17 protein-coding genes and 1 pseudogene are annotated in these 22,984 nt (G+C 68.4%); 15 read left to right on the top strand and 3 right to left on the bottom strand.

The window, feature by feature from the left end; translation table 11 throughout:
- Nucleotides 1-100: 100 nt before the first annotated feature.
- From Acor_RS15325 to Acor_RS43265, 4 genes are all read left to right on the top strand, one after another.
- Entirely contained in the window at nucleotides 101-2,080 is a 1,980-nt protein-coding gene (locus Acor_RS15325; protein ID WP_246238666.1) for a beta-galactosidase, read from the top strand.
- 11 nt (nucleotides 2,081-2,091) lie between these two features.
- Nucleotides 2,092-3,204, top strand: coding sequence for a glycoside hydrolase family 53 protein (locus Acor_RS15320; RefSeq protein ID WP_155337314.1), 1,113 nt, complete (start codon nucleotides 2,092-2,094; stop codon nucleotides 3,202-3,204).
- A complete protein-coding gene (locus Acor_RS15315; RefSeq protein ID WP_155337313.1) occupies nucleotides 3,201-4,709 on the top strand; it encodes a glycosyl hydrolase 53 family protein in 1,509 nt (502 codons plus the stop codon). The genes Acor_RS15320 and Acor_RS15315 overlap by 4 nt, the downstream gene beginning before the upstream one ends.
- A gap of 126 nt (nucleotides 4,710-4,835) precedes the next feature.
- On the top strand, nucleotides 4,836-5,099 hold the full coding sequence (locus tag Acor_RS43265) for an ATP-binding protein (protein ID WP_218034305.1): 264 nt from the start codon (nucleotides 4,836-4,838) through the stop codon (nucleotides 5,097-5,099).
- 109 nt (nucleotides 5,100-5,208) lie between these two features.
- Here the strand turns inward: Acor_RS43265 and Acor_RS43260 are convergent, their stop codons facing one another.
- Nucleotides 5,209-5,877 (bottom strand): hypothetical protein, encoded by a 669-nt coding sequence (locus Acor_RS43260; protein ID WP_218034304.1) that lies wholly within the window; start codon nucleotides 5,875-5,877, stop codon nucleotides 5,209-5,211.
- Between the two features lie 62 nt (nucleotides 5,878-5,939).
- On the opposite strand from Acor_RS43260, the gene Acor_RS43255 reads away from it, so the two are divergent.
- The 3 genes and pseudogenes from Acor_RS43255 to Acor_RS15295 all read left to right on the top strand — a co-directional run bounded on the left by Acor_RS43255 (nucleotide 5,940) and on the right by Acor_RS15295 (nucleotide 8,817).
- The gene (locus Acor_RS43255; protein WP_218034303.1) at nucleotides 5,940-7,145 is read left to right on the top strand and encodes a DUF3696 domain-containing protein; all 1,206 of its coding nucleotides are present in this window, start codon (nucleotides 5,940-5,942) and stop codon (nucleotides 7,143-7,145) included.
- 2 nt (nucleotides 7,146-7,147) lie between these two features.
- Nucleotides 7,148-8,346, top strand: a pseudogene (locus Acor_RS42795) (DUF262 domain-containing protein).
- A gap of 3 nt (nucleotides 8,347-8,349) precedes the next feature.
- Entirely contained in the window at nucleotides 8,350-8,817 is a 468-nt protein-coding gene (locus tag Acor_RS15295; protein ID WP_155337310.1) for a hypothetical protein, read from the top strand.
- Between the two features lie 8 nt (nucleotides 8,818-8,825).
- On the opposite strand, the gene Acor_RS15290 is transcribed toward Acor_RS15295, so the two are convergent.
- The gene (locus tag Acor_RS15290; protein ID WP_155337309.1) at nucleotides 8,826-9,023 is read right to left on the bottom strand and encodes a hypothetical protein; all 198 of its coding nucleotides are present in this window, start codon (nucleotides 9,021-9,023) and stop codon (nucleotides 8,826-8,828) included.
- A gap of 215 nt (nucleotides 9,024-9,238) precedes the next feature.
- On the opposite strand from Acor_RS15290, the gene yicI reads away from it, so the two are divergent.
- The 6 genes from yicI (at nucleotide 9,239) to Acor_RS15260 (ending at nucleotide 18,589) form a co-directional block, all read left to right on the top strand.
- Entirely contained in the window at nucleotides 9,239-11,455 is a 2,217-nt protein-coding gene (yicI, locus tag Acor_RS15285) for an alpha-xylosidase (RefSeq protein WP_246238665.1), read from the top strand.
- 9 nt (nucleotides 11,456-11,464) lie between these two features.
- Complete coding sequence (locus tag Acor_RS15280; protein WP_155337307.1) at nucleotides 11,465-12,760, top strand: ABC transporter substrate-binding protein; 1,296 nt, start codon at nucleotides 11,465-11,467, stop codon at nucleotides 12,758-12,760.
- A complete protein-coding gene (locus Acor_RS15275) occupies nucleotides 12,757-13,614 on the top strand; it encodes a carbohydrate ABC transporter permease (protein WP_155337306.1) in 858 nt (285 codons plus the stop codon). Before Acor_RS15280 ends, Acor_RS15275 begins: the two co-directional genes overlap by 4 nt.
- The gene (locus tag Acor_RS15270; RefSeq protein WP_246238664.1) at nucleotides 13,611-14,423 is read left to right on the top strand and encodes a carbohydrate ABC transporter permease; all 813 of its coding nucleotides are present in this window, start codon (nucleotides 13,611-13,613) and stop codon (nucleotides 14,421-14,423) included. Before Acor_RS15275 ends, Acor_RS15270 begins: the two co-directional genes overlap by 4 nt.
- A gap of 27 nt (nucleotides 14,424-14,450) precedes the next feature.
- Nucleotides 14,451-17,366: a glycoside hydrolase family 3 protein gene (locus tag Acor_RS15265; RefSeq protein WP_155337305.1), complete on the top strand. Its 2,916-nt coding sequence runs from the start codon at nucleotides 14,451-14,453 to the stop codon at nucleotides 17,364-17,366.
- Between the two features lie 89 nt (nucleotides 17,367-17,455).
- On the top strand, nucleotides 17,456-18,589 hold the full coding sequence (locus Acor_RS15260) for an MFS transporter (protein ID WP_155337304.1): 1,134 nt from the start codon (nucleotides 17,456-17,458) through the stop codon (nucleotides 18,587-18,589).
- Nucleotides 18,590-18,598: 9 nt separating this feature from the next.
- On the opposite strand, the gene Acor_RS15255 is transcribed toward Acor_RS15260, so the two are convergent.
- On the bottom strand, nucleotides 18,599-19,903 hold the full coding sequence (locus Acor_RS15255) for a phytase (protein WP_155337303.1): 1,305 nt from the start codon (nucleotides 19,901-19,903) through the stop codon (nucleotides 18,599-18,601).
- 175 nt (nucleotides 19,904-20,078) lie between these two features.
- Here Acor_RS15255 and Acor_RS15250 point away from each other — a divergent pair, with 175 nt between their 5' ends.
- Nucleotides 20,079-21,563 (top strand): serine/threonine-protein kinase, encoded by a 1,485-nt coding sequence (locus Acor_RS15250; RefSeq protein WP_170316945.1) that lies wholly within the window; start codon nucleotides 20,079-20,081, stop codon nucleotides 21,561-21,563.
- Nucleotides 21,563-22,906 carry a serine/threonine-protein kinase gene (locus Acor_RS15245; protein ID WP_170316944.1) on the top strand — a complete coding sequence of 448 codons (1,344 nt, stop codon included), beginning with the start codon at nucleotides 21,563-21,565 and terminating at the stop codon, nucleotides 22,904-22,906. Before Acor_RS15250 ends, Acor_RS15245 begins: the two co-directional genes overlap by 1 nt.
- The last annotated feature ends 78 nt before the right edge of the window (nucleotides 22,907-22,984 follow it).

The raw sequence follows: 22,984 nt of genomic DNA, 5'->3' as shown, positions 1-22,984 counted from the left end.
ACGCTCTCGTTAACTCCCAGGATGTCGGGGATGTATTCCCTCCCTGAAGGTCCTGCATTACTGTGCACGTTCACAGAACAAAATCACGCCTGGGGGGCCTGTGCCTGGATATCCCGCTCTGCCGGAGGGCATCGCGTACGGCGGCGACTACTACCCCGAGCAGTGGCCGCGCGAGGTTCAGGAGGAGGACGTCCGCCTGATGCGCGAGGCCGGGGTGACCCTGGTCAGCCTGGGCATCTTCGCCTGGGTGCTGCTGGAACCCGCCGAGGGGCGGTACGAGTTCGGCTGGCTGGACGAGATCCTGGACCGGCTGCACGCGGCCGGCATCGCGGTGAACCTGGGCACCCCGACCGCGACCCCACCACCATGGTTTTCCCGGAAATATCCGGATTCGCTGCCGGTGACGCGGGAGGGCGTGACCATCGGCCTCGGCAGCCGGGAGAGCGCCTGCTCCAGTCACCCCGCCTTCCTCGCGGCGACCTCCGCCCTGGTCACCCGCCTCGCCGAACGGTACGGAGAGCACCCGGCCGTGGTGATGTGGCACGTGCACAACGAGTACGGCGCCCCCCTCGGCGAGTGCTACTGCCCCGCCAGCGTCAACGCCTGGCGTGACTGGCTCCGCCACGCCTACGAGAGCCTCGACGCGCTCAACGACGCCTGGGGCACCACCTTCTGGGGCCAGCGGTATGGCGACTGGGCCGAGATCGACGCCCCCCGATGGAGCCACACCGTGGTCAACCCGGCCCAGCGCCTCGACTACGCCCGCTTCACCAATGACGCCCATCTGTCGCACTACCGGCTCCAGCGCGACCTGCTGCGCGGCAGCGGCAAACCGGTGACCACCAACTTCGCCGGGACCGTGAACTGCAAGTCGATGGACCTGTGGCGGTGGGCGCCCGAGCTGGACGTGATCGCCAACGACCACTACCTGGCCGGGGAGCGCGCCGACAACCACATCCACCTGGCCATGTCCGCCGACCTCAGCCGCTCACTGGCCGGCGGCGCGCCCTGGATGATCATGGAGCATTCGACCGGGGCGGTCAGCTGGCAGCCGCGCGGCATCGCCAAACGGCCGGGGGAGATGCGGCGCAACAGCCTCGCGCACGTCGCGCGGGGGGCTGACGCGGTCATGTTCTTCCAGTGGCGGGCCTCCCGCTACGGCGCGGAGAAGTTCCACTCGGCGATGGTCCCGCACGCGGGCACCGACTCCCAGATCTGGCGCGACGTGGTCGCCCTCGGCTCCGACCTGGCCGCACTGGCCGAAGTCCGGGGGAGCAGGGTGGCCGCCGAGGTCGCGATCGTGTGGGACTGGGAGTCGTACTGGGCGCTGGAACTGGAATGGCGCCCGTCCGGCGACCTCACCTTCCTGGAACGGATCAGCGCCTTCTACGAAGCCCTCTGGCGCGCCCACATCACCACCGACTTCGTCCACCCTTCAGCCGATATTTCGGGATATCGGGTGGTGGTGGCGCCGTCCTCGTACCTGCTCACCGAAGCCTCGGCCAAGAACCTTCAGCGTTACGTCGAGTCCGGCGGCACCCTCGTCGTGTCGTATTTCTCCGGCATCGTCAACGAGCACGACACCGTGCACCCCGGCGCCCATCCCGGCGCGCTCCGCGACCTGCTCGGCCTGTCCGTCGAGGAGTTCCACCCCCTCCGCGAGCACGAGCGCGTCACGCTCTCCGGCGGGGCCACCGCACGCGTCTGGTCGGAGCGGGTCCGCCTGACCGGGGCCCGCTCCGACCAGAGGTTCACCACCGGCCCCGACGCCGGGCACCCCGCCGTCACCGTCAACGAACTCGGCGCGGGCGCCGCCTGGTATCTGGCCACCGCCCCCGCCGACGGCCTGCGCGACCTGCTCACCCCGATCCTCGACCGGGCCGCCGTCACCCGGCCGCGCGGCCTTCCCGACACGCTCGAACACGTCCTGCGCGGGCGGCACCTCTTCCTGATCAACCACGCCGACACCCCGGCGGCCGTGCCCGGCGTCACCGGAACCGACGTCCTCACCCGAACCCCGTTCGACGGCGAGGTGCCCCCAGGCGCGGTCACCGTCGTCAGGCTCGCCCCCCTTCCCTGACCGGAGGAACAATGAAACGTTTGTTCGCGGCGCTGACGGGCGTCGTGGTCGGCCTCACCCTGGCCGCCCCCGCGCACGCCCATCCCCGCCCCGACCCCCTCTCCATCCGCGGCGCCGACGTCTCCAGCCTGGCCAAATCCGAGGCGTACGGCGGTGTCTACCGGGACCGCGACGGCCGCCGCGGCGACGCCCTGCGCATCCTGGAGAAGGCCGGCCTCAACTACATCCGTCTCAAGGTCTGGGTGAACCCCGCCGACGGCTACAACGACAAGGCCCACGTGCTGGCCGTCGCCCGCCGCGCCAAGGCGGCCGGTCTCAAGCTGCTGGTCGACTTCCACTACTCCGACAGCTGGGCCGACCCCGGCAAGCAGAACAAGCCCGCCGCCTGGGCGGCGTTGCCGTACGAGCAGCTCAAGCGGGCCGTCTACGACCACACCAGGGACGTGCTCAACGGCCTGCGCCGGCAGGGCACCACCGCGGACATGGTGCAGATCGGCAACGAGCTCAACGGCGGCCTGCTCTGGCCGGACGGCCGCTACGACAATTGGCCCAGCATGGCCGGCCTGCTCAACGCCGGCTATGACGCCGTCAAGTCCGTCTCCGCCCGCACAAGGGTGGTCCTGCACCTGGCCAACGGCGGCGACAACGGCCTCTACCGCTGGTGGTTCGACAACGCCGCCGCCAACGGCATCCGCTACGACGTGATCGGCCTGTCCTACTACCCGTACTGGCACGGCACCTTCGAGGCGTTCCAGGCCAACCTCAACGACCTCGCCGTCCGGTACGGCAAGCCGATGATCCTCGCCGAGACCGCCTACCCGTTCACGACGCAGGACAAGGACGGCTGGGAGAACATCATCCTGGCGGCGGAGCCGTACCCCGGCTATCCGGCGACGCCCGAGGGCCAGACCGCCTTCCTGCGCAAGGTCACCGAGATCATGCGCGCGGTGCCGAACAATCTTGGGCTGGGCGTCTTCTACTGGGAGGCGACCTGGACCGGCGTGCCCGGCAACGGCTGGGATCCGGCCGATCCCGCCTCCGGCAACGGCTGGGAGAACCAGGCGCTGTTCGACTTCACCAACCGGCCGCTCCCGGCCATGCGCGAGTTCGGACAAGGCCGATGAGGCGCGTCCTGGGGGTTCTGGCCCTGATGGCTGCCGTACTCGTCGCGTCGCCCGCCCACGCGGCGAGCACGCTCACCAACGCCGGCTTCGAAACCGTCAACCTGGCCGGCTGGAGCACCACCGGCACCGCCGCCGCCGACTTCCATGAAGCGGGTGGGCGCACCGGGAGCTACCGGCTGTCGCACTGGTCGTCCTCGGCGTACACGGTGGAGACCTGGCAGGCGCTGAACGGGCTCGCCAACGGGACCTACACGCTGCGCGCCTGGGTCCGCTCCGGCGCGGCGAGCCAGAGCTGGATCTCGCTCAAGAACTGCGGCGGCGCGGAACGCCGCACCTACGTGCCGGTGTCCGGGAACTGGCTGCGGATCGCGGTCACCCAGACCGTCACGAACACCCAGTGCACCGTCAGCCTCAACTCCAGCGCCGCCGCCGGCGGCTGGGCCAACTTCGACGACGTGACCTTCTCCTCGGGCTCCGCCACGCTGTCGATCAAGGGCGGCGACGTCTCCAGCCTGCCCAAGTCGGAGGCGTTCGGCGGGCGGTACTTCACCGCGGCCGGGGTGCGCGGCGACGCGCTGACCATCCTGCGCGACAACGGCGTCAACTACGCGCGCCTCAAGGTCTGGGTGAACCCCGCCGACGGCTACAACAACAAGGCCAGAGTGCTGGCCATGGCCGCCCGCGCGAAGGCGCTCGGCATGGGCCTGCTGATCGACTTCCACTACTCCGACAGCTGGGCCGACCCCGGTAAGCAGTACAAACCCGCCGCCTGGACGTCGCTCCCGCTCGCGCAGCTCAGAACCGCCGTCTACAACCACACCTACGACGTCCTGAACGCGCTCAAAGCCCAGGGCACCACCGCCGACATGGTGCAGGTCGGCAACGAGATCAACGACGGCATGCTCTGGGAGGACGGCCGCAGCTCCCGCTTCGGGCAACTCGCCCAGCTCATCCGCTCCGGCTACGACGCCGTCAAGGCGGTCTCCAGCTCGACCAAGGTCGTCCTGCACCTGGCCAACGGCGGCGACAACGGCCTCTACCGCTGGTGGTTCGACAGCGCCGCCGCCAACGGCGTCCTGTACGACGTGATCGGCGTCTCCTACTACCCGTACTGGCACGGCACCTTCGCCGCCTTCCAGACCAACATCGACGACATCGCCACCCGCTACGGCAAACCAGTCCTCCTCGCCGAAACCGCCTACCCGTTCACCCCGGGCACCGACGACGCCTTCGGCAACATGGTCAACGCCGCCACACCCGTAACGGGTTACCCATCCTCATCGGCGGGCCAGTCCGCGATGCTCCGCGACATCATGTCCCTGGTCCAGGCGATCCCGAACGGCCGCGGTCTCGGCATCGTCTACTGGGAACCCACCTGGACGGCCGTCACCGGCAACGGCTGGGACCCGACCAACCCCTCATCAGGCAACGAATGGGAAAACCAGGCCCTCTTCGACTTCAACGACCGAGCCCTCCCGGCCCTCACCCAGTTCACCCACCAGTAGGGCCCACTCGACGTGGGTGCGGTGTCCTGCCAGGCGCCGCGCCCACGTCCACACCTCGCGATTCGGGGATCACTGGGAGTGACGATTCGTGGCATGTGGCGTCATGATCCGAACTAGAGTTGCCCCATGCCGCTGGTGCGCTTTTCCATTGAGAACTACCGATGCTTTCCCAAGGCACAGGAGCTCGAACTCAGGGCGATCACGGTGGTTCTTGGGAAGAATCACTCGGGTAAGAGCGCGTTGGTCAGAGCGCCGCTGGTCCTTCAGACCGGGATCCGTACCGACTCACCGATGCCGCTCGATCTCGACCGGTTGGGGGGAGTCCGCCCCGGACTTCCTCAATCTGATCTATGGCGGGAGCCCGCACGGGAGCCTGCGATTGAAGCTTGACTTCCAGCGCGAAGACGCGCCCCTCCACGAGCTGACCGTCGATGTGCAGAACGTTGACGAGTGGGGCCAGCAGGTGGTTCGCGATCTGTCACTCACGGACGGCCGCACGTCAACGCGGGTGGAGTGGTTGTCCGATTCTCCGGGAGAGACAGACGAAGACTGGCCTGAGCAGCATGATCTCGCTGTCGGGCACATGTACGCGGTGTCGAACGAAGGTGAGGTAGGGCAGGGGTTTCTCCCCTTCCGTGGGCTTATGCCCGCCATCCGCTACGACGACGGGTCTCTGTTGCGCGATGACATCGACGCCGACGTGGTGGACGGGACGCTCGATGATGTGGATCTCGTCGGCTTCGTCGAGGCGATGCGAGTGGTGCGAGCAGAGTTCGATGACATTCGTTACCTCGGGCCGTACCGGCAGCGGCCAGAGCGGGTGAATCGACTCCGGTCCCGTACCCCTTCCGTCGTAGGAAGCAGCGGGGAAGCGGCCCTGGACATCCTGGCCAGCGATTCGATCCGGCGCAGAGGCGCGCTGACCGACAAGATCAACGACTATCTCACCGAGAACCTCCCTGGCTGGAAACTCGGTATCACCGATCACGACGATGGCGTCTACGCGGTCGTCCTCCGATCGATCGGGAGTGGCGCTCTCGAGGTCAATCTGGCCGACGCCGGTACGGGGGTCACCCAACTGCTGCCGATCCTCGTGCAGCGTGCCGTCGACGCCGTCACGCCGCCACGCCGCCCCACCCTGGAGATCATCGAAGAACCCGAGCTGCACCTGCACCCTTCGGCGCACGCACTCATGGCTGACCTGCTGCTCCAGGCGATCAAGGTTCCAAGGTGCGTTTCCTGGTCGAAACCCACAGCGAGACCTTCCTGCTGCGCCTCCGCCGGAGGATCGCCGAGGGCAGCGTGGCCGCCGCGGATGTCGCCGTCTACTTCGTCGAGAACGAGGGAGGCTCAGCCAGCGCGCGGAGAATCGAAATCGACTCCATGGGCAACCTCGACTACTGGCCTCGTGGCGTGTTCGCCGAGGACTTCGAGAGACGAGAGCTCTCGCGGCAGCGCAGATCGACCGATCGGCAACGGATGCGAGTTGAGCTTTCCGTCGATCTCTTCGACTCCTCCGACCACGTCGAGGACATCGCCGAACTGATGCGGCTGTTCGGCCGAGGCCGCCGCGACTGGGTCATCAGCGCCGTAGCCGTCGCCTGCGCCGAGACATACTTCCGCCAGCACTTACCCGGCCTTTCTCCGATTTACCAGGAGATGGCGATGAAGGCCGCCACCGCGCAATCCTGGACAGTGGACGAGAGGCCCGCACTTCTCGTCACCGCGCAGACGGCCGCGGCGGACGTCGCGGACCTGCGGCAAGCCGCCCTGCTGTTCGTCGAGGACGCGATATCGGACCGATGCTTCGTGCTCGGCCTGGCCCACGCCCTCGACGAGGCCGATGTCGTGCAAGCGATCGAGGATGGGCTGCTGGAGATCCGTCATGGCGGTGGAAAGAGCCGCACTTTCACCCTGGCTGCCGCGGAACTCACGCGGTTCGCGAGAACTCATCGGGTGGCAGCGCTCGTGGACAGCGATCGGATGACCCCGAGCGAGCGACCCGGATGCGAGAAGTCCGCGGACAGCCTTCGTTCCCGCGGCGGGCTGGTTCATGTCCTGATGTTCCGCGAGGCGGAAAACTACGTCCCGAACAAGGTCCTCGCGGCGATCCGGCCCTACCGGGAGTCTTCCAAGAAGCTGGTGGCCCTCAAAGAGTTGACCTGCGAACAGCGCGCCCATTTCGATATGAAGCGGGGCTTTCCGGAAAGAAGATCAGGAGAGCCTCCGGTGCCGAAGGCTCACGGCACGTTGTACGACGGGGTCAGCGGCCAGACGATCGATAGGCTGCGAGCAGGTTTCGGGACCGATCTCACCGAGCGTCTGAGACGGGAGGCGGAGCAGGGCGGGCTGGCCGAATCGCACTTCCTCTGCTTGGGGGAAGGGGTCGTACCGGAGCTGCGAGAGCTTCTCGCGATGCTTCGTAAGATCATATAGAGGTGCACGTGTTCGATCGCGACGAAGAGATCACCGCCGTTCCGGAGATCCACTACCTGGAGGAGATCCTCGCCAGGATCTCGAGCGGTGAGCTTCGTGTGCCCCGATTTCAGCGCCCCTTCGCCTGGGGGCCCGAGCAGATGCTCGATCTGTTCGACAGCATCGAACGGGGTATCCCATCGGGAGCATTCTCATCTGGGAGACCGATCGGGAAATCGCCAGCCTGGATGAGATCGCCGGCTTGAAGTTGCCTCCGGTCAGGCCTGGAAGCTCGGTCTCCTACATCTTGGACGGTCACCAGCGGCTTTCCACGCTCTACGGGTGCCTGCGGCGACCTGCCAACGCACGCAGGTCGACCGAACAGCGGGACTGGATGTGGTGGGTCTATCGGACTCTGGACTCTTCGGGCAGAGGCACCGCTGGCTCCAGTCGCTACCGTCATTGGAATTCGGATGGTGCCCCGCCCGCAGAGCATCTTCCGGTGCGGTCGATCCTCCGCACCATGGACTACCTCGCTTATGAGCGGAACCTGTCGAAGCACGTTCATGGATCAACGCTCGATCGCATGCTGCATGAGGCCGAGCAGCTGGCCCAGCGCATCAAGTCATACAAGCTTGCGGTCGTCCGACTATCGGGCGGATCGCTGAACCAGGCGGTCGAGGTCTTCTCGCGACTGAACAGTGGTCGGCAATCCACTGACCGCCTGGCCTCTGCCCTGACGCATGCGACCGTCGCGTCGGAGAGCTTGGCTGATCGCGTGACCGAGATCCAGGAGCGAACCGTCGTGTCGGGGTTCGGCGACATACCGGCGCTGACGATCTTTCAAGCCATTCTCGCAGTCTCCGGAGAAGAGGATATTCAGGGCGTGCGCCGGGAAGCCCTCACCGAGCGCGCGGAGGGAAGAATTCGCAACTCGGTCGAGAACGCAGACGTCGCCTTGGAGAAGGCGGTCGATTTCCTGCGTCAGCGGATCGGTGTGCCGCACGTGAGGTTGGTTCCCTACAACCTTCAGATCGTGCTGCTGACCTTGTTCTTCCATGTGGACAGAAGACTGGATGAGGGAAAGCTGTCCGTTCTGCTGAGGTGGTTCTGGAACACGTCGTTGGCGGGCTACTTCGCCGGTGCGGATCCATCTCTAGTCCAGGACTCGCTGCGTGAGATGAAGGACTTTGCCGCAGGACGCGGTTATCTTCGATCATGAGGCATGCAGGCGCGGCCGTTCCCGGCACGTTTCGACACCCGGAGCGCCCGGGTTCGAGCTTTCATCCTGTGGGAACTGCGCGAGTATCCGCAGCGCAAGGATCTCGACGGATCCATTGTCGACGCGGCCGCGATGCTGTCCCGAGCTTCAGTGGACAGTTACCGGCAAGTTGTGACCGAGCGAGGAGTATTGGCGGCATCGAGCCCTGGCAACAGGCTGATGTTGTCCACGCCTGGTGGGGTGTCCCTCAGGCAGGCGTTGCTGTCGATTACCCCTGACCTGGCCATTCATGTGCTGGCTGATCATGTGATCCCGTATTCGGCCTATCAAGCTCTCCGGCACGGTGATGACGCGGCGTTCATCGCCATCAGGACCGAGGCGCTGGCTGTGCGCGAGCGGCGCTTCATGGCTCAGTTTCACGTCCAAGAGGCCGACGAACTGCTGGGCGAGACCGACATCGACACCGAGTAGCCCCCGGCTTACATGATTTCGGGGGAGGCTTCCCAGTTGCGGCAGGGGACGACCGCGTAGTGGCGGTAGAGGACGGCGACGGGGCCCTGGCCGGTGAGGTTGCCGCGTAGTTCGATGGACTGACTGTAAGGGCCGCAGACGCAGTCGGGTGTGCCCTCGTGGGGGATGACGTCGTCAGTTGGCAGGACGTGCACGAATTTAGACATCTCATTTCCCACTTTGCTTCGGCTAAGTTCTCAAGTTACCCATAGCGGGACAAATCAGGCAAGTGTCTTGGGGTGGGCTTGGCGTTGACGTTTGTTGGGATGGACGGCAAACTAATTCGCGAAGTGGTCGTCCGTAGGGGTGGGGAGTTGGCATGCCGTACCGTCCGCCGTTGGTGGCTCGTGAGTATTTTGTTGCGGATCCTCCGGAGTTGCCGGTGCGGGAGCACGGTGAAGAGGGGCTTTCCGCGCTGACGCGGGCCGAAGTGGTGACCGTCGACTGGGCGGGGGTGACGTTCAAGGGGTCCACGTCGGCGGACGAGACGCTGGTGGTGCGGATCTGCGCGGCCGGTGAGGGGGTCATCCGGGTCCGCCTGATGCAGGACATGGACGCCAGGACGCGGTCGGCGCGGGCGATCTCGATGGTGACGCCGGGGAGCTACCACGCGGTGGTGACGGCCGATGAGAGCCGGGTGGTGCTGAACGCGGGCGGGCTGCGGGTGGAGATCCGGCTCAATCCGTGGAACATGCGGTTCGTCGACGAGAGCGGGAAGGTGCTGGCCGAGCAGGATCCGGGGCGGCCCGACATCAGCGGGCGGCTGCGGACGCTGCCGTTCGGGCGGTCGACGGTGGACGGGACGCCGGTGGCCTACCACGAGACGTTCCTGGTGCCGGCGGACGAGGCGTTCGGCGGGTTCGGGGAGTCGTTCACGCCGGTGGACAAGCGCGGGCAGCGGCCGTTGATGTGGAACTTCGACGCTTTCGGGGCGGAGTCCCAGCGGGCGTACAAGAACGTGCCTTTCTATCTGTCCAGCCGGGGTTACGGGATCCTGGTGGACAGTGGGATGCCGGTGGAGTTCGACATGTGCCAGTCGACCCACAGTGACGTGCAGATCGTGGTGCCGGACGATCTGATCGACTACTACGTGCTGGCGGGGCCGACGCCGGAGCGGGTGCTGGAGCGGTTCGGGTGGCTGACCGGGAAGCCGGTGCTGCCGCCGAAGTGGGCGTTCGGGGCGTGGATCTCGTCGGGGTTCTTCCGGGACAGCCAGGAGCGGGTGCTGGAGCGGGCGCGGACCATCCGGACCAAGGGGATTCCGTGTGACGTGCTGCATCTGGACACGTTCTGGCAGACCGAGGGGCACTGGTCGGATCTGCGGTGGGATCCGGTGGCGTTCCCGGACCCGGCGGGCATGCTGGCCGAACTGGCCGGGCAGGGGTTCCACGTCTGCCTCTGGATGAATCCGTATATTTCCCACTTAAGCCCGGCGTTCGCCGAGGCCGCCGACGCCGGATATTTCCTGAAGAAGCGGGACGGCGAGGCGTACGTCGCGGACGTCTGGCATGGCTCTTACCCGGCCTCCGGGATCGTCGACTTCACCAATCCGGACGCCGCCGCCTGGTTCCGCGGGCTGCTCAAGCCGCTGCTCGAGCAGGGCGTCGCCGCGTTCAAGACCGACTTCGCCGAAGGCGTGCCCGCCGACTCGGTCGCCTTCAACGGCATGACCGGCGTCGAACTCCACAACGTCTACACGCTGCTCTTCAACGACCTGGTCGCCGACGTCACCCGGGAGGTCGCCGGGCACGGCATGGTCTGGGCGCGTTCGTCCTACCTGGGCGGGCAGCGGCACCCCGCGCAGTGGAGCGGCGACGTCGACGCCACCTACCCGGCCATGGGCAGCACCATCCGCGGCGGCCTCTCGCACGGCCTGTCCGGCATCCCGTTCTGGAGCCACGACGCCGGCGGCTTCACCGGCACCCCCACCCCCGACCTGTACATCCGCTGGTCCCAGTTCGGGGCGCTCTCCCCGCTGGTGCGGTTCCACGGCACCTCCAGCCGCGAGCCGTGGGAGTTCCCCGAGCACGCCGAGAACGGCGCGATCGACGCGCTGCGGCTGCGGTATCGGCTGATGCCGTACATCTATTCGGCGGCCGTGGTCGCGGCCGAGACGGGCGCGCCGATGATGCGCGCGCTCTGCGTGGACTATCCGGACGATCCGGTGGCCTGGCAGGCCGACCTGGAGTACCTGTTCGGGAAGGACCTGCTGGTCGCGCCGATGATCTCGGCGGACGGCACCCGGAGCGTCTACCTGCCCGCGGGGTCGTGGGTGGACTACTGGACCGGCGAAATCCTGACCGGCGGCCGGTATCTCACCGTCTCACCGCATCTCGACCGCATCCCGCTGTACGTCCGGTACGGCGCCCTCATCCCCACGACCACCCCGGGCGACACGGTGGCCGAAGACCCGGACATCACCCTGGTCGTGTACGGCCTGCCTGACGGCGTCAGCCGTACCGAAATCAGGGACATGGACGGAACCACCACCGTGACCGCGACGGTGGACGGGGACCGGCTGGTGGTCGCGGCCGACGGTCCCAAGCGGATCTCCCACGTCGAACTCGTCGGCGCCGCCGCAGAGTTCGTCATTCTCTAGGAGTCTGTAATGCGCAAATATCCCCTCATCGTGCTCATGGCGGCCGTGCTGGCCGCCTGTGGGGGCACCGATACCCCGGCCCCGCAGGCGTCCGGCGGAACCCAGGCCAGGACGCTCACGCTCTGGCACTACGAAGGCGCGGACAGCGCGATGGGCAAGGCCTGGGCCGAGTCGATCAAGAAGTTCGAGGCGTCGCACCCCGGGGTCACGGTGAAGTTCGAGGAGAAGGGCTTCGAGCAGATCCAGAAGACGGCCGGGATGGTCCTCAACTCCGATGAGGCGCCCGACCTGATGGAGTACAACAAGGGCAACGCGACCGCCGGGCTGCTGTCCAAGCAGGGGCTGCTGACCGACCTGTCGGCGCAGGCGGCGCAGCGCGGCTGGGACAAGGCGCTGTCGGCGTCCCTACAGACCACCGCGAAATACGACGAGCGCGGCATCATGGGCTCCGGCAAGTGGTTCGGCATCCCGAACTACGCCGAATACGTGATGGTCTACTACAACAAGGACCTCTTCGCGGAGCACAAGGTCGAGGTGCCGGCCACGTACGAGCAGTTCACGGCCGCGCTGGACACCTTCGTCAAGGCCGGCGTGACGCCGATCGCCAACGCCGGCGCCGAGTACCCGGCCCAGCAGATCTTCTACCTGCTCGCGCTCAGCAAGGCGCAGCGGACCTGGGTGGACAGCTACCAGCTTTACCAGGGCAAAATCGACTTCCACGGGCCCGAACTGACCTACGCCGCGACCACCTACGCGGACTGGGTGAAGAAGGGCTACCTGGACAAGGACTCGGCCGGGATCAAGGCCGAGGACATGGGCGTCGCGTTCATGAGCGGCAAGTTCCCGATCATGGTGTCCGGCTCCTGGTGGTACGGCCGGGTGCAGTCCACGGTCAAGGACTTCGAGTGGGGGTCCTTCCTCTGGCCGGGCAACCAAATGGCGCCCGGTTCCTCGGGCAACATCTGGGTGGTGCCGGAGAAGGCCAAGAACAAGGACCTGGCCTACGACTTCATCGACATCACGATGAGCAAGGAGATCCAGAACCTGCTCGGCAACTCGGGCGGGCTGCCGGTGGCGGCCGACCCGGCGGCGATCACCGACGCCAAGAGCAAGGAGCTGGTGGAGAACTTCAACAAGCTGTCCGCCCAGGACGGCCTGGCGTTCTACCCCGACTGGCCCGCGCCCGGCTACTACGACGTGCTGGTCGCCGGCGTCCAGGGCCTGATCAACGGGACCGCGCCGGACGCCGTGCTGGACGAGATCGCCGGGCCCTACAACGAGAATCTGGCGGATATCGGCGGATGAGGTCCCGGGGATACTGGCTCTATCTGATCCCCAGCCTCGTGTTGTTCGTCGGTGTGATCGTGGCGCCGTTCCTGATGAACGTCGCCACGAGTTTCACCCGCTGGTCCGGGGTGGGCACGCCGGAGTGGATCGGTTTCGAGAACTACGCCAGGCTGCTGAAGGACGAGCGGTTCTGGACGTCCTTCCAGCACAACGTCGCGTTGATCCTGGCGATGGCGGTGGTCCCCACCCTGCTCGGGCTGGTGCTCGCCGCCGCGCTGTTCGACTACATCGCCAAGAAGTTCGGGCCGCGTACGGCGTCCGCGTTGCGTGCGGCCTTCTACCTGCCGCAGGTGCTGCCGGTGGCGATCGCGGGCGTGGTGTGGGGGTGGCTGCTGCACCCCTCCTACGGCGCGGTGAACGAGATCTTCGGGATCGACGTCAACTGGCTGGGCGATCCGTCGCTCGCGCTGGCCACGGTGATGGCGATCATGGTGTGGTTCCAGCTGGGCTACCCGGTGGTGATCTTCATGGCCGGGCTCCAGCGGGTGGATCCCGCCCTCTACGAGGCCGCCGAGATCGACGGCGCGTCCTGGTGGCGGCGGTTCTGGCACATCACCGTGCCGCAGATCCGCCCCGAGTTCTTCGTGGTGCTGCTGACCTGTACGATCGCCGCCCTCAAGGTGTTCGGCCCGATCTTCGTGCTGACCCGCGGCGGCCCGGCCGGAGCGACCATGGTCCCGTCCTACTTCTCCTACCTGAACTTCTTCCAGCGGGTGAACGTCGGGTACGGCTCCGCCATCGCCACCGTCCTCGCGCTCATCATCGTCGTGGTCACCTTCCTGTTCCTGCGCGTCCAGGAGCGTGACGCGTGAGGCGCTACTCGCTGCTGGCGGCGCTGGTCGTGCTGGCGTTCGTGATGCTCTTCCCGTTCCTGCTGGTCGCGCTCAACGCGTTCAAGTCGCCGGCGGAGTACTCCTCGGGCGGGCCGCTGGCGCTACCAGAAGGGCTCTATCTGGACGGTCTTGTGGAGTTCTGGAACCGGGTCGACTTCACCCGCAAGCTCTGGAACAGCCTGCTGATCAGCGGGTGCGTCGCGGCGGGCGCGGTGGTGCTGTCGGTGCTCAACGCGTACGCGCTGGGGATCGGGCGGGTGCGGGGGAGGCTCTGGATCCTGGTCGTCTTCCTGGTGGCGAACACGCTGCCGCAGGAGGCGCTCGTCTATCCGCTGTACTACCTGGCCAAACAGGTCGGCCTCTACGACAGCCGCCTCTTCGTGATCCTGATATTTACCGTCATCCAGGCGGCTTTCGGGACATATCTGCTTTCGGCGGTGCTCGGGCGGTTTCCGGCCGAGATCCTGGAGGCCGCCGCGATCGACGGCGCGGGGAAGTGGCGGGCGCTGTGGCTGATCGTCGTCCCGATCAGCCGGCCGACCCTGTCCGTGCTGCTCATCTTCTTCTTCATCTGGACCTGGAACGAGTTCTTCCTGCCGCTCGTCTTCCTGATCTCCAACGACAACCAGACCGTGCCGGTCGCGCTCGGCGTGCTGCAGGGCGACCGGCTGATGGACGCGACCATGTCCAGCGCCTCCGCGCTGCTCGGCATCGTGCCCGCCGTCGCGTTCTTCCTGATCTTCCAGCGGACCCTCACCCGCGGGATCACCGTGGGTGCCATCAAATAGCCGCCAACCTGACCTGGAGGCTTTCCCATGTTCCGACGACCACTATTGGCGCTGGCCGCGCTGGCCCTGGCCCTCGGGCTGGGGACCGTTCCCGCGCAGGCCGCCGACGACTATCCGTTCCGCGATCCCGGGTTGCCGCTCGGCCAGCGGATCGACGACCTGCTCGGCCGGCTCACCCTGGCCGAGAAGATCTCCTGGCTGCACCAGTACCAGCCCGCCGTGGCGCGGCTCGGCATCGCCTCGTTCAAGACGGGCACCGAGGCGCTGCACGGCGTCGCCTGGTCCACCGACGTGTCCGCGGGCGGAGCCGTGCGCACCGCGGCGGGGACGGTGTTCCCGCAGGCAGTCGGGCTGGCCAGCACTTGGGATCCGGCCCTGATCAAGCGCGTCGGCGCGGCCGTCGGCACCGAGGCGCGCGGTTACCACGCGGAGAACCCCGCCGTGTGGGGGCTCCAGTTGTGGGCGCCCGTGGTGAACCTGCTGCGGGATCCGCGCTGGGGGCGGAACGAGGAGGGATACTCCGAGGATCCGCTGCTGACCGGGGCGATCTCCACCGCCTACGGGAAGGGCGTCACCGGCGACGATCCCGACCACCTGCGGGCCGCGCCGGTGCTCAAGCACTTCCTGGCCAACAACAACGAGGTCAACCGGACCACCACCAACTCCAGCCTGCCGCCGCGCGTTCTCAAGGAGTACGAGGAGCCCGCCTTCCGCGCCGCCATCTCCGCCGGCGCGGCCACCGGGGTCATGACCTCCTACAACGTCGTCAACGGACGCCCGGCCACGGTCACCGACCTGTCCGGGGTGCGGAGCTGGAGCACCCGTGACCTGTTCAACGTTACCGACGCGCACGCGCCCAACAACCTGGTGGACTCGCAGCGGTACTACCCGAACCTGGCGGCGGCCGACGCGGCCACGCTGAAGGCCGGGGTGGACAGCTTCACCACCGACGACACCAACTCGCCGCGGACCATCGCCGCCGTCACCGACGCGCTCAACCAGGGGCTGATCACCGAGGGGGACGTGAACACCGCCGTCCGGCACATCCTGAGCATCCGGTTCCGGCTCGGCGAGTTCGACCCGGGCGGCGGGCCGTACGGGAACATCACCAAGGCTGTGGTGGACTCGCCGGCCCATCGCGCGCTCAACCGGGAGACGGCGGGCAAGGCAGCCGTGCTGCTGAAGAACTCCGGGCTGCTTCCGCTCGCGCCCAACCGCAAGGTCGCCGTCATCGGGCCGCTGGGGGACACCCTGTACACCGACTGGTACGGCGGCAGCCTGCCGTATCGGGTGACTCCGCTCGACGGCATCAGGGAACGCGCCACGGCGACCGAAACCGAGGGCGTGGATCGGGTCGCGTTCCGGCATGTGGCGTCCGGGGGGTACATCACGGCGACCGGCACGACGGACGCCGACACCGTCGGGACCGCGCCCGCGCTCTCCGCCGCCGGCCAGTGGGACCTCACGGACTGGGGCGAAGGGGTCGTGACCTTGCGTAACGCCGGTAACGGGCGGTATCTCGGCTGGAACTTCGCGCCGTTCATCACCCGGGACGATCAGCCCAACGGGTGGTTCGTGCAGCAGCAGTTCAAGCTGGAAGCCGCCGGGGACGGGACCTTCCTGATCAAGTATGTCGGGTATGAGGTTACGCAGCCGTGGTTCTGGCTGCCGGAGACGTACGTGCAGGTGGACGCCGATGGCAAACTCTCCGTCGGCGCGAAGGCCAGCGCCGCCAAGTTCGCCAAGGAGGTCGTGACCGACGGCGTCGCCACCGCCGTCGCCGCCGCGAAGGCCGCCGACGTGGCCGTGGTCGTCGTCGGCAGCATGCCGTTCATCAACGGCCGCGAAGACCACGACCGTACCTCCACCAAGCTGGCCGAAGGCCAGGAAGCCCTGGTCAAGGCCGTCCGCGCGGCCAACCCGAAGACGGTCGTGGTGCTCCAGAACAGCTACCCGGCCACGATCGACTGGCTCCAGGACAACGTCCCCGCCATCCTCTGGACCACCCACGCGGGCGCCGAAACCGGCCACGCCCTCGCCGACGTCCTCTACGGCAACGTGAACCCCGCCGGACGCCTCACCCAGACCTGGCACCGGGGCAACGCCACCCTGCCCCCGATCACCGACTACGACATCATCAAAACCGGCTCCACCTACCTGTACTACTCCGGCACCCCCCTCTACCCCTTCGGCCACGGCCTCTCCTACACCACGTTCGGCTACCAGGGCCTGACCGTCACCCCCAAGGGCACCAGCTACGAAATTTCCGTCAAAGTCACGAACACGGGCAGCCGGGCCGGCGACGAAGTCGTCCAGCTCTACACCCACCAGCAGCGCTCCCGCGTGAAGCAGCCCGTCAGACAACTCCGCGGCTTCCAGCGCGTCACCCTCACCCCCGGCGCCGCCAGCACCGTCCGCTTCACCGTCCCCCGCGCCGACCTCGCCCTCTGGGACGTCACCCGCAACCGCTTCGTCACCGAAGCCGCCACCCACGACATCCTCGTCGGCGCCTCCGCCACCGCCATCCGCCAGCGCACCACCGTCCAGGTCCCCGGCGAGACCATCCCCCGCCGCGACCTGACCCGCCCCACCCGCGCCGCCGACTTCGACGACTACTCCGGCATCGAACTCGTCGACGAGAACAAACCCACCGGCACCGCTGTCGGCGCCACCTCCACCGGCGACTGGATCGCCTTCAAAGACGCCGACCTACGCGCCCCGGCCACCGCCACCGCCGGCGTCTCCTCCGTGACGGGCGGCTCGATCCAAGTCCGCCTCGGCTCCCCGACCGGCCGCCTGATCGGCACCATCCAGGTCCAGGCCACCGGCGACGTCTACTCCTGGACCACGGCCACCGCACCCCTGACCAGAACAGTCGGCGCCCAGGACGTCTACCTCGTCTTCGGCGGCGACCTCCGAATCCGCTCACTCACCCTCAACTGACGACCCGCCCGACGCCTGCCGCCCTGTCCACCCGGGGTGGCAGGCTGGTCCCCTCGCGGTCGCAAGGTCGCTGACTAAGGGGGGTACGGGTGCTCAGCGGTTTGGAGCGGGTCAACGGGGTCGGCTTGCGGCTGGTGGTCGTCTGCGCGGGGTGGGGGGTTTTCTGGGGGGCCTGGTCGGGCCTGCTGCCTGCGATCAAGGATCAGCTGGGGGCCTCCACCGCGGATCTCGGGCTCGCGCTCGTCGCCATCTCGGTCGGGGCGATTCCTGCCATGCCGGTCGCCGGGCGGCTGGCCCGGGGGCGCGAGAGCCTGGTGCTGGCGGTGTCCATGGCCGGGCTCGCCGCCACGGCGGTGGTGCTCGGCTTCATCAGCGAGCCGTGGCTGTTCGCGGCGATGCTGCTGGTGCTCGGCGTCGCCAGCGGCAGTGTGGACGTCGCGCTCAACATGGCCACCGCGCGCGGCGAACGGGTGACCGGCTCGCGGCTGTTCCAGCCGGTGCACGCGGCGTTCCCGGTCGCGGTGATCGTCGCCGCTCCCGCCGCGGGTTTCGCGCGCGATCTGGGCCTGTCCACCGCCGCCGTCCTCGGCTGCGCCGCCGCCTTGGTCCTGGCCGCGGGAGCCGCCGTGGTACGGCTACCGCTGGGCGACACCGTCCCCGACCCCGACAAGAAGGCGCGCCCCGGCCGGTGGGGGATCGGCGTGGTCCTCGGCCTGCTCGGCGCGTGCCTGCTGATCGTGGAGAACGCGGTCGAACAGTGGTCGGCCATCCTGCTGGAGGACTACCTCAGCGCCGGCCCCGTCCTGGCCGCCGCCGCCCCCGCGACGTACATGGCCGCCCTCACCATCGGCCGCCTGATCGCCCAAGCGCTCCCCGCTTTGACGATGCGAACGTTGTTCCTGATCGCCGGCTTGGGCGGTTCGGCGGGAATTGTCGTTGCGGGACTGGCCACCACCCCTTGGGTCAGCCTGGCCGGCTTCGGCCTGTCGGGCCTGACCTTCGCCCCGCTCATGCCCGCCATCCTCAGCGACGCCGGAACCCGCGACACGACGGGCGCGGTGGTGACCACCGTCTCGGTCGTGTCATACGCCGGATTCGTCATCAGCCCGCTGGCCGTCGCCGCGCTGACCCTCAGACTCCCGCTCTCCACCGCACTGGCCTGCCTCGGCGTCCTCGGCCTGCCCCTGCTCATCCCGGCCCTCCGCCGATCGAGGGCCGGGTGAAAGCGAGTACTAGGACTTGCGGGGGTCCCAGCCGCGCGTCTCCACGCGGAGGTTCAGCTTGCGGGCGATGTCCTCCCACTTCACGAACTTGAAGTTGGTGTTCTCGCGGAGTTCGCCGTCGGCGTTCTTCGCCTCGGGCGTGTTGATCCCGTCGTGGGTGACGAACAGGCCGCTGCTGAACGTGTCGCCGAGGGGGACGTTCATCGCCATCGCGCCGTCGCTGGTCTGCGCGCCGTCCACGCGGCGCGGGCCGACCCGGAACTGCCCGATGTAGTCGTTGCCGCCCTCGCGGCGGTACACGGCGAAGGTGTCGTCGCCCTGGCTGGAGGCGAGCAGGTAGCCCAGGCCGTCCTTGCGGTAGTAGATCGTCAGGCCCTCGGCGTCGGCGGACAGGTGGGATCCGCCGAAGCCGTGGTCCAGGCCCGGGTCGCATTCCTCGGTGGCCGGGTCGTAGGTGCCGGGGACGCCGTACTCGCGGACCTTGTCGATCAGGACCGGCTGGCCCTTGAGGTCGGCGGGGATGCGCCAGATGCCGACGTCCTCCTGGGCGGCGTAGAGCACGTCCCGGCCGCCGTCCACGACCATGCCCTCGACCTGCGGCAGCTCGCCGGGCTCCAGGCAGGGGGTCCAGGTGGTGCCGTCAGGGAGCTTGAAGGAGGACGGGAGGGTGATGGTGCGGATCAGGTGGTAGCCGACCTTGCCGCCGGGGGCGGGGGTGAGGCGGACCAGGCCGATGCTGGTCTGGTGGCGGCGGCTGACCAGGGCGTACACGCCGGTCTTGTCCTGCCAGGTGGCCAGGCCGTAGGCGGTCGTGGCGTCGTTGACCCCGTCCTGGTCGTCGTTGAAGACGAACGGGACGTTCGGGTCGGTGATGTCGGTCAGGGGGGCACCGGAGGTGGCGGCCTTGGCCGGGTCGACGGCGTAGAAGCGGAGCTTGTCGTGGCCGCGGTCGGTGACGACGGCGAGGTCGCGGCCGGCGAAGCCGTACACCAGGTCGACGTTGTTGAAGCGGCCGGGCTCGTCGTCCTCGCCCGGCGGGGGCGGGGCCGGGATGTGCTGGAGCTGGGCGCCCTTCAGGTCGTAGGCGTACAGGCCGCCTTCCTTGGCGGTGGTGACGACGACGCTCTTGCCCGGCTTGGCCGGGTGGACCCAGATCGCCGGGTCGTCGCCGTTGGCGTTGCCGCCGTCGCCGTCGTCGTACAGCGCGGGGGTCTCGACCTTGGCGGTGACGGTCGGCGCCTCGTCGGCCACGGCGGGCGTGGCGACCAGGGAAAGGGTCAGAATGGCGAGTGGCGCTAAGGTCAGCGGGCGCATGGCGGATCCTTGTTCTGAGGGGTTCAGCCGCCCGATCCTGCCGTGGCCAGAAGAACGCCAAGCGAACAGCGCGCCACACCGAACACAACGATCTCCCGGTCCGGAAAGCGACAAAACCATCCCGGACATAGCCGACGCAGGTAAGCACCCGAACGGATTTCGCTATCCTCCCGCTATGGCCGAATCGATCGGGGAAAGACTGGCCTCTCGGTACCTCCTGCTCCGCCCCCTCGGCTCCGGCGGCATGGGCACGGTCTGGCTGGCGAGGGACGAGACGCTGGACCGCGAAGTCGCGGTCAAGGAACTGCGCTACCCCGATGGGCTCGACGGGAGCAAGCGGGCGGAACTGGTCGCCCGGGTGATGCGCGAGGCGGAAGTGACCGCGCGGCTGCGGCATCCGTCGATCGTGGGCGTGCACGACGTGCTCGTCGAGGGCGGCAAGCCGTGGATCGTGATGGAGCGGCTGCACGGCCACACCCTCGCCGACGAGGTCAGGACGCACGGGCCGCCGGCCCCGGCCCGGGTGGCCGAGATCGGGGCGCGCATGCTGGAGGCGCTCGCCGCCGCGCACGCCCTCGGCGTCCAGCACCGGGACGTGAAACCCGGCAACATCTTCCTGACGATCGACGGACGGGTCGTCCTCACCGACTTCGGCATCGCCAGGCCCGCCGACACGACCGCCCTGACCGGCGACGGCCTGCTGATCGGATCCCCCGGCTACATCGCCCCCGAACGCCTCTCCGGCGACCCCGGCGGGCCGCAGTCCGACCTCTGGTCGCTGGGCGCGACCCTCTACCTGGCGCTGGAGGGCACGCCCCCGTTCAAGGGCTCCCAGGTGGAGGTCCTCTACGCGACCATCTCCAACGACGTGCCGCCACCGAGCACCCCGGGCCCGCTCGGCCCGCTCTTACGCTGGATGCTCTCCCGCGACCCCGGCGCCCGCCCGGAACCGGCCGCCGCGCTCGACCTGTTCCGCCAGATCTCCCGTGGCGGCATGCCCGACATCACCATGCCGATGGCGTCCCGCCGCCGTACCCGCCGCGGCCTGATCGCCGCGGCGGCCGCGGTCCCGCTCCTGGTCGGGGCCGCCTTCGTCGTCCCCTGGGGCAGCCAGGAACCGCCCACCCGCCGCCCCGCGCCGACCTTCGCCACCGCAGTCGACCTGTGTACGGCCCTGCCCGCCGCCGACGTCACCGCCGCCCTCGGCAAATCCGCACCCGGCCGGAAGGTCGAAAAAGGCTGCCAGTGGACGGTCGACCGCACCGGCCTCCGCATCGACCCGCAGACCGACTCCGACACCCCCGACCCGTGGGCCCTGACCACGGACTCGGCCCGCACCCTCTTCACCGCCGTACGCCGCCAGTTCGACAACGGCCTCCGCGAAGGCGAATTCATCTGGTACGAGATCGGCGCCGACCGCAAACAGCAGGTCGTGATCTCCCAGCCCCGGAGCGTCCCCGGCATCGGCGAGGAGGCCTTCGCCGCCGACGTGAGCTCCACCGACGGCCGGGTCCTCGGCAACCTGATCTACTTCCGGCTGGGCGACCTGGTCGGCAAGGTCGAGTACTCCGATCTGGGCACCCGCACCGGCGAGCAGATCCGCGCCGCCGCCGCCAAAGCCGCCGCCGTGGCCGCCGACACGTTGTGGAGCCGGGCGTAGTGGACCTGCTCGCCGGGCGATATCGGCTTGTCGAACCCCTGGGCCAGGGCGGCGAGGGGACGGTCTGGCGCGCCCAGGACGAGCTGCTGCGGCGCGAGGTCGCGGTCAAGCAGATGCGGGTGCCTTCCCGGTTGAACGCGGCCGACCTCGCCGAATACGCCGACCGCGCCCTCCAGGAGGCTCGCGCGGCCGGTCGTCTCAGCCATCCGTCCATCGTCATGATCCACGACGTGGTTCCGCACCAGGGACAGCCCTGGATCATCATGGATCTGGTGCCGGGAACCTCCCTCGACAAGGCGCTCCCGCTGGCCTCGTCCCGGGTGGCCGAGATCGGCCTGTCGATCCTGGACGCGCTCGACCTGGCCCACCGCGACGGCATCCTGCACCGTGACGTGAAACCCGCCAACGTCCTGATCGGCGAGGACGGCCGGGCCATGCTCGGCGACTTCGGCATCGCCGCCCCCCTGGGCGCCGATCCGGCGGACAGTTCGGGCTCCCCGGCGTACATGGCTCCCGAACGATTCCGGCACGAGTCCGCCGGTCCGCCGTCGGACCTGTGGTCGCTCGGCGCCACCCTCTACACCGCCGTCGAAGGCCGCGGTCCCTTCCATCGTGAGATCCCGGCCGCCGTGGTCGCCGCCGTCCTCATGCACGAACCGCCGCCGATGATCCGCGCCACCCCCGGACTGGCCCGCGTGATCCTCGCCCTGCTCGCCAAGGACCCCGCCCACCGGCCGCCCGCGCAGGCCGCGCGCCACCTGCTCCAGGCGCTGCTGCCGCCTCCTGTCGTGGTACGGCCCCGCCGTACCGGACGATGGATCGTGATCGGCGCGCTCACTGTGGCCGTCGGCGTCGCGGCCGGGCTCGTGGCCTGGAACCTGGGCACCGGCGGCGGCGACATCCCTGGGCGGTTCACCACCATGCCCGACCCCTGCGAGGGCCTCACCTCCCGGCAGGCCAACCAACTCCTCGGCGACGGCGCGGACCGCGGCGAGCCGAACGGACCCAGCTGTAGCTGGGCGCAGCACCGCACCAGAACCGAGTTGACCGTGACCTACCACTTCAACCCCGGCGAGGTGGGGGAGAACCATGCGGCTCGCGCATTCGACGGCTACCGCGACACCGGTCCCGACGAGAGCTACACCCTCGCTCACGGCGCGTTCACCCGGAACATCAGCGAGCCCGGCGTCACCGGCACCTCCGTCTGGTTCCGGCAGAGCAACCTGATCGTCGAAGTCGTCTACCGGCAGTCGGGCGTCACCCCGCCCCCGCCCGCCGAGCGATCACCCACCTGGCAGGCCGCCACCCACGCCGCCACCCTCGTCAGCGTCGGCCTCGGCTAGCCACCTCCCACCCTCCAGGAGCCCCTCATGACCCCACCCCCCAACACGCCATGGGACCCCTTCAGCCCGCCCCCACGC

Source organism: Acrocarpospora corrugata (assembly GCF_009687845.1).
GTDB classification, from domain to species: Bacteria; Actinomycetota; Actinomycetes; order Streptosporangiales; family Streptosporangiaceae; genus Acrocarpospora; species Acrocarpospora corrugata.
The sequence above is the reverse complement of the archived record's forward strand: the minus strand, read 5'-3'. Positions and strand labels throughout refer to the sequence as shown.

Bases quoted from the DNA above. Each gene is read 5' to 3' on its own strand.
- Acor_RS15320 (WP_155337314.1), top strand. From the start codon at position 2,092: ATGAAACGTTTGTTCGCGGCGCTGACGGGCGTCGTGGTCGGCCTCACC.
- Acor_RS15315 (WP_155337313.1), top strand. From the start codon at position 3,201: ATGAGGCGCGTCCTGGGGGTTCTGGCCCTGATGGCTGCCGTACTCGTC.
- Acor_RS43265 (WP_218034305.1), top strand. From the start codon at position 4,836: ATGCCGCTGGTGCGCTTTTCCATTGAGAACTACCGATGCTTTCCCAAG.
- Acor_RS15295 (WP_155337310.1), top strand. From the start codon at position 8,350: ATGCAGGCGCGGCCGTTCCCGGCACGTTTCGACACCCGGAGCGCCCGG.
- Acor_RS15290 (WP_155337309.1), bottom strand. From the start codon at position 9,023: ATGTCTAAATTCGTGCACGTCCTGCCAACTGACGACGTCATCCCCCAC.
- Acor_RS15280 (WP_155337307.1), top strand. From the start codon at position 11,465: ATGCGCAAATATCCCCTCATCGTGCTCATGGCGGCCGTGCTGGCCGCC.
- Acor_RS15275 (WP_155337306.1), top strand. From the start codon at position 12,757: ATGAGGTCCCGGGGATACTGGCTCTATCTGATCCCCAGCCTCGTGTTG.
- Acor_RS15265 (WP_155337305.1), top strand. From the start codon at position 14,451: ATGTTCCGACGACCACTATTGGCGCTGGCCGCGCTGGCCCTGGCCCTC.
- Acor_RS15255 (WP_155337303.1), bottom strand. From the start codon at position 19,903: ATGCGCCCGCTGACCTTAGCGCCACTCGCCATTCTGACCCTTTCCCTG.
- Acor_RS15250 (WP_170316945.1), top strand. From the start codon at position 20,079: ATGGCCGAATCGATCGGGGAAAGACTGGCCTCTCGGTACCTCCTGCTC.